The sequence below is a fragment of the Acetobacter fallax genome (genome assembly GCF_011516735.1).
GTDB lineage: Bacteria > Pseudomonadota > Alphaproteobacteria > Acetobacterales > Acetobacteraceae > Acetobacter > Acetobacter fallax.
In genome coordinates, this window is record NZ_WOSX01000082.1 from 1 (window position 1) to 6,317 (window position 6,317).

At 60.5% G+C, this 6,317-nt stretch carries 5 protein-coding genes; 4 read left to right on the forward strand and 1 reads right to left on the reverse strand.

What is annotated here, in order from left to right:
- Positions 1 to 214 precede the first annotated feature (214 nt).
- Positions 215 to 937 carry a hypothetical protein gene (locus GOB85_RS18105; protein WP_173578776.1) on the forward strand — a complete coding sequence of 241 codons (723 nt, stop codon included), beginning with the start codon at positions 215 to 217 and terminating at the stop codon, positions 935 to 937.
- 94 nt (positions 938 to 1,031) lie between these two features.
- On the opposite strand, the gene GOB85_RS18110 is transcribed toward GOB85_RS18105, so the two are convergent.
- Complete coding sequence (locus GOB85_RS18110; protein ID WP_010516824.1) at positions 1,032 to 3,077, reverse strand: ParB/RepB/Spo0J family partition protein; 2,046 nt, start codon at positions 3,075 to 3,077, stop codon at positions 1,032 to 1,034.
- A gap of 392 nt (positions 3,078 to 3,469) precedes the next feature.
- On the opposite strand from GOB85_RS18110, the gene GOB85_RS18115 reads away from it, so the two are divergent.
- The 3 genes from GOB85_RS18115 to GOB85_RS18125 all read left to right on the forward strand — a co-directional run bounded on the left by GOB85_RS18115 (position 3,470) and on the right by GOB85_RS18125 (position 6,240).
- On the forward strand, positions 3,470 to 3,664 hold the full coding sequence (locus GOB85_RS18115; RefSeq protein ID WP_010516822.1) for a hypothetical protein: 195 nt from the start codon (positions 3,470 to 3,472) through the stop codon (positions 3,662 to 3,664).
- A 12-nt stretch (positions 3,665 to 3,676) separates the two neighbouring features.
- Positions 3,677 to 5,335 carry a recombinase family protein gene (locus tag GOB85_RS18120; protein WP_173578777.1) on the forward strand — a complete coding sequence of 553 codons (1,659 nt, stop codon included), beginning with the start codon at positions 3,677 to 3,679 and terminating at the stop codon, positions 5,333 to 5,335.
- Between the two features lie 176 nt (positions 5,336 to 5,511).
- Positions 5,512 to 6,240, forward strand: a complete 729-nt coding sequence (locus tag GOB85_RS18125; protein WP_242011621.1) for an integrase arm-type DNA-binding domain-containing protein — start codon at positions 5,512 to 5,514, stop codon at positions 6,238 to 6,240.
- Positions 6,241 to 6,317 lie beyond the last annotated feature (77 nt).

Here is a 6,317-nt window from a genome sequence, read left to right on the forward strand (position 1 = left end):
ATCAGGCATTGGATAGCCCTTATCCGGCCCGGCACGTCAGTCGGCAATGCCTACCATGTCAGTTGGTCCGCTTTCGGAAGACCGGAAGTCCCGAACGGAATGTCCGGCATGTAGGCGATAGCCGACATTACAATGAAGGACGCGGGACGGAGATCGTTCCTGCGCCGCAAAGCCAGACTGGCAACTCGCACCGACCTGGTTCATTGTTTATGTAATGAATCCGTTTCGTTCGCCCGACACCGACCTCCCCCTGTCGCATGCCCTCATCCTGAAGGCTGCGCTGCTGACGATCGGCTATATTGAGGAAAACGGCCCGATCGGCCTCACGCCCACCAAGGCGCTGAAACGCTATTTTGTCGCATGGGCCGCCGAGGCCTTTGACTGGCCCGGCTATACGGTTGAATACCTCTATGCCGTCAATAAAGTCCTCAATGAACATGATTTCCCGCCGCTGGTAATCCTGCATGAGGTTCTGCTCAGCGCGAAGCTCGCACGGCATTTCAAGGGCACCCTGCGGCTGACCGACCTGGCGAGAAAGCTCAGATCGGAGCCTGCCCGGCTCTGGATGCTGTTGACGACCCATCTCCTCTTTGTCGTCGACCACAGTCCATACACCCGAAGCGATGAGCCGCTGTTCGGCAACTGGGATATCTTTCTCAACGTCATCAATATCGAGGCCCAGGTTGCCGTCACAGAAGAGCGGCTGTGTTCGGTTCTCTACGGGGGTGAAGAGGAAGATATCCGTCACCGGGATTTCAAGCTGACCGCCAGTCTTTACGTCCATGTCCTGCGTCCGCTGTGCTGGGCAGGACTGCTCAACGAGCACCGAACCGGCACTGGCCTCAACAGGCGGGATTTCTATACCAAAACACCCTTATGGACAGCCGCCCTCAGGCTCGAAACGGATCGACACCTGCGGCCAGTGACCCGTCACTGACCACCGTCGACAGCCATTCGGGCGCGACATCGTTCCCATATAAAAGGCGACTTCCGGAGACCGGAAGCCGCCAATACTGGTCAACGGACAGATGTCACTCAGCTGCAACCGCGTCGGGGCTGTCGGAGATGTCGGTCAGCCCATCTTCCCCTTCGCTCTGCCCCGACACATCCCTCGTCCGCAGTGCCTCTGGCAACCAGCCCGAACCGTCCAGAAGCCGCTCGGCAGCCTGCGCCATGTCGCCCTTCTTCAGATGGGCGATGCGGTCGGCGGCCTCGTTACCCCTCGCCTCACGCACGGCTTCGAGGATGCGCGCCTTGGTGACGCGACCGAGATAATTCTCCACCGTCGGCTGCCAGCCCACCTCGGCCAGGTCGAGCCTGAGCGCGGTGGCAAGCCGGTCTGCGCGGGTCAGCCGCTCCCTGACGCTGCGTGCCAGAGACGGACCATGGGACGATTCATGCAGCGCGTTGATCCCGAAGGACAGGCAATGCGCCAGCAGCGCGATGCGACTGGTCTCATCCAACCCGTCGAGCCACTGCCAGAGTGCGTCTTCATTTTCCGGCAGATCGTGCTTCCAGCCCTCATTGCGCTGGCGCAGCGCGTGGGCGGAAAGGCTACCCGGCATGTCGGGAGAATGGACCGGCAGCGGGATTTCCCGGACATAGGCTTCCAGGCAATCCACACCCGAGACCTGCCAGTAGAGGTCGCGAACCAGCGTGTGCAGGAATTCGGTCAGCGCGATATGCGGATTGGCCGCGAAAGCGTCGCGCAGGGCCAGTGTCCGCCACGCCGTCAGTTCGGTCAGCAGGCGGTCGGAAAGCGGCTTCAATCCGTCCTCTTCTTCTGGCTCGATCTCTTGGGATGTCATGCCTTCCGGCTCATCCCGGCCATCATCGCCTTCAATGCCATCCATTGCGTAGCCATCGCTGGCGACATCCTCCGGTTCCAGTGGCATGTCTTCTGGCCGGACGAAACCCCGCTCGACCAGCAGCGTGCCGTCGGTGTCCAGGCTGACGAAAACCCCTGCCCGCGCCATGTCCGCTGGATCGAAGGGCACCGGGCGTTCCTCCAGCGCTTCAATGGCCCGCTCGATTTCCCCCAGCCGGGTATCGATCTCTTCGGGAAATTCATCGGCCTGCGCGTATTCCGCCTCGATCGCTTCCTGCTCGCTATGCAGCGCAGTCAGACGGGCGGTTTCTTCGTCCGAAAGCGCAACAGGCGTCCCGTCAATCTCCGCGAAATCCCGTGTATGCCCCCAGGAGAAGGACAGAGCCGTTTCAACCCATTTCCAGCCTTCGGCACGGATATCTTCTGCCGCCGCATGCAGTTTTTCCATGACCAGCCGGTCAAGCAAGGTCGGATTATCCAGCCATCCGCCATCATCAGCCTCGAACAGGTCACGCATGACATGGCCACCAACGGCAAGATAGGCGTCCAGTCCGACGAAACGCACGCGGCGATCTGACGCCCGCACGGTTTTCTCCGTCAGCATGCGACGGATCAGATAGGGCTCGCGGTTGTGGCTCTGGGCAATAATCTCCCAGACCTGTTCCTGACGGGTGTGATCATCGCTGATCGAAAAGGCCATGAGCTGCTCAAGCTTCATGCCATCCTGCTCGTAGATATCGAGCAGTTTGTCGGACACAGTCATCAGACGCAGACGCTGTTTGACCACGGCTGGCACGACGAAGAACGCGGCAGCGATTTCTTCCTCGGACATGCCTTTTTCCAGCATGTCACGAAAGGCACGAAACTGGTCCAATGGGTGCAGGGCCACGCGCTGGACGTTCTCGGCCAGGGAATCATCCTCGGCGAGAATGGCCGATCCGGCCTCGCGCACGACACAGGGTACGGGGGCCGTTTTCGCCAGTTTCTTCTGCTTCACCAGCAGTTCGAGGGCGCGGAACCGGCGGCCGCCGGCCGGCACTTCGTAAGACCCTGTTTCCGTCCCCTCGCCGTCAAGCACGGGCCGGACGTTCAGGCTCTGGAGCAGCCCACGACGTTCGATGTCGCGGGCCAGTTCCTCGATCGACAGGCCGGACTTCACGCGCCGCACGTTGGACTGCGACAGCACCAGCCTGTTGAAGGGGATATCACGGGACGCATTGAGGGCGATTTTCTGGATGGCGCTCGCCATGGCGGGACACTCCGTGACGGACGGGCGGAAGCCTCTCTCCCACCCCTGAATCTGTCACGAAAACCCCACTTCCCTCTTCCTCTCTCCCGGCCCCACCAGACGCCAGATCGTATCCACGGAACCGCGTAGAGACGACTTTACGGAACGCAGGTCGGTGCCAGCCAACCCGCGAGTCGATGCACGCTGCGATAAATTGCGACTATTATAGTCGCGTAATCACCGATTTGTGATAGTGCCGACCACGATAGCCGTGCGTGTTCGTGACTATCCCGAAGCCCTCTTCGGACGATCCATCTCTTTGTTTCCGTGTGTTTTTCTGTTCACACACTGCAAATCCGCCCGCCACAGTGGGTTCAGGACGTTCCGACGATCCATGCAGAAAGGACGGGAAGATGGCACGCCAACGCGATACGATAGCGGGCAGGCTGCGGCTTGTTCTCGACGCCCCGGACGCCAACGTGACACCATTGCGCAGTGGAGCCGATCCACGGCTGGTCAGTCTGGTCCGGCTTCTGGCCCGTCAGGCTGCCCGGGATTTCGTCAACGCTGAAGTGGAGGCCGCGAGGCGACGCGATCTCCAGGATTAGGGAGATGGGATTGTGAAAGTCGCGCTGTATGCCCGCTACTCATCCGAGAACCAGCGTGACGCCTCGATTGAGGATCAGTTGCGCCTCTGCCGGCTTCACGCGGAGAAACAGGGCTGGACGATCGTCGACAGCTATACCGACCGGGCAATCTCCGGTGCCTCCCTGCTCCGCCCCGGCATTCAGGAACTGATCCAGGACGCCACGCGCGGCCGCTTCACCATCGTACTGGCCGAAGCCATGGACCGGCTGTCGCGCGATCAGGAAGATATCGCCGGCCTGTTCAAGCGGATGACCTTTTCCGGGGTGCGGATCATTACCCTCTCCGAGGGCGATGTCACCCATCTGCATATCGGCCTCAAGGGCACCATGAACGCCCTGTTCCTCAAGGATCTGGCCGAGAAGGTCCGGCGAGGCCTGCGCGGCCGGATCGAGGACGGCAAATCCGGCGGCGGCAATTCCTATGGCTATGATGTCGTGCGCCAGTTCGATGCGAAGGGCGAGCGCATCCGGGGCGACCGGACCATCAACGAGGAAGAAGCGCGCACGGTCAGGCGGATCTTCACCGATTACACGCGCGGCAAGTCGTCACGCACGATCGCCATGGAACTGAACCGTGACGGCGTTCCGGGTCCGCAGGGGCGGGAATGGGGACCATCCACCATCCATGGCAACCGGGAGCGCGGCAACGGCATCCTCAACAACGAGATGTATGTCGGGCGTCTGGTGTGGAACCGGCTACGCTACCTGAAAGATCCAGACACCGGCAAGCGCGTCTCGCGCCTCAATCCTGAATCCGAATGGGTCATCCAGGAGGTGCCGGAACTGCGGGTCGTCGCGCAGGATCTGTGGGATGCCGTAAAGGCGCGGCAGGTCGAGACGACGTTCAGCCAGCCGGAACGGGGGAACGAAGCCCTCAATGACCGGCGCCGTCCGCGCCATCTCTTTGCGGGACTGATCCGTTGCGGCTGCTGTGGCGGTGGGTACAGCATGATCTCGAAGGATCTGCTTGGCTGTTCGACGGCGCGCAACAAGGGCACCTGCGACAACCGTCTGAACATTCGCCGCGACGCATTGGAAGCATCGGTCCTCAGTGGATTACGCACGCACCTGATGGAACCGGACCTGTTCAAGGAGTTCTGCAATGAGTTCACCCGCGAGGTGAACCGACTGCGCATGGAACACGGTGCGGACCTTGTCGCCATGCGGGCAGAACTGCCCCGCATCGATCGTGAACTTGCAAAACTTCTAACCGCGCTCAAGGCTGGTGGACCAATCCAGGCAATCGTCGACGACATGAAGCGGCTGGAAGCGCGCAAGGCCGAAGTGACAGAGCGTCTGGCCAACACCGAAGAGCCGCCTCCCCTGCTCCATCCGAATATGGCCGATATCTACCAGAGGCGGATCGCGTCTCTCTACGAGAGCCTTCAGGCGGAAGAGACGAAGACCGAGGCGGCCGAACGCCTGCGCACGCTCATCTCGCAGATCACGCTCCAGCCAGCCGATGGCGAACTGGCGATCATCCTGCGCGGTGATCTGGCCGCGATCCTGCAGTTTGCCGCCCACAAGAAAAACGCCACGGTCCATCCGGACAGTGGCGTTCTTGATGCGTTCGTATCGCAAGTATCGTTGGTTGCGGGGATAGGATTTGAACCTATGACCTTCAGGTTATGAGAAAGATTTTTTAGCCTACGCTGACCAGCGCTCCTGCCGACAGAATAGCGCCAGACCGCGAAAACCCTTTGTTTTTCCTTGAAAAATGACCTCGTCGGGATACGTCATTCGTTCACCGACTACGCTCGGTTGCGCTCTCATCTGTTTCCTATGTGTTTCCTGCGGCGGAGGCGAGAATGGCCCGGCTCAACAAGAAAACCGTCACGGCGGCGACGCCCGAAGCAAAAGATTATTTCCTGTGGGATGACAGCATCCCGGCCTTTGCGGTCCGGGTCTGGCCATCGGGCCGCAAGGTCTACGTCATTCACTACCGCTCTGGCGGAAGGCTGCGGCGTTACACGATTGGCCAGCATGGTAGCCCGTGGACGGCGGATCTCGCCCGTGATGAAGCCATCAGGATCCTCGCACGGGTTCATACCGGAGAAAATCCGGCGAATAAACGGTCCGATGACCGCAAGGCCATGACTGTCGCGAGTTTCTCCAGGCGCTTTCTCGACGAATATGTCGATGTCCACCTGAAACCCAGAACACGGGGAGAATATAGGCGCTCGGTGGAACTGTTCATTGTCCCGAAATTCGGAAGCTGGCGGATGGCTGACCTTTCGCGGGCTGAAGTCGTCGAATTCCATGGCAGTTTCCGGCATATCCCCTATCAGGCCAACCGAACGCTGGGCGTTCTGTCAAAGATGTTCAGCCTTGCCGATCTATGGGGTATCCGCCAGGACGGTGTGAATCCATGCCGGGGCGTCAAACGCTACCGGGAAGAAAGACGAGAACGTTTCCTCACCCGGGAGGAGTATGCCCGCCTGGGCAACAGCCTCGACGAGGCCACCGAAGATATGCCCGAAGCGGCCCGGGCCATCCGTCTGCTAGAGGTGGTCCCCATTTTTCGGACAGGGCGATAAGCTATCATCTGGCCTGAACGAGGACGGGTTTTATGGGCAAGGTTACGCGGAAACGGTATGCGGCAGAGTTCAAGTCA

Bases quoted from the DNA above. Each gene is read 5' to 3' on its own strand.
- GOB85_RS18105 (WP_173578776.1), top strand. From the start codon at position 215: ATGAATCCGTTTCGTTCGCCCGACACCGACCTCCCCCTGTCGCATGCC.
- GOB85_RS18125 (WP_242011621.1), top strand. From the start codon at position 5,512: ATGGCCCGGCTCAACAAGAAAACCGTCACGGCGGCGACGCCCGAAGCA.
- GOB85_RS18115 (WP_010516822.1), top strand. From the start codon at position 3,470: ATGGCACGCCAACGCGATACGATAGCGGGCAGGCTGCGGCTTGTTCTC.
- GOB85_RS18110 (WP_010516824.1), bottom strand. From the start codon at position 3,077: ATGGCGAGCGCCATCCAGAAAATCGCCCTCAATGCGTCCCGTGATATC.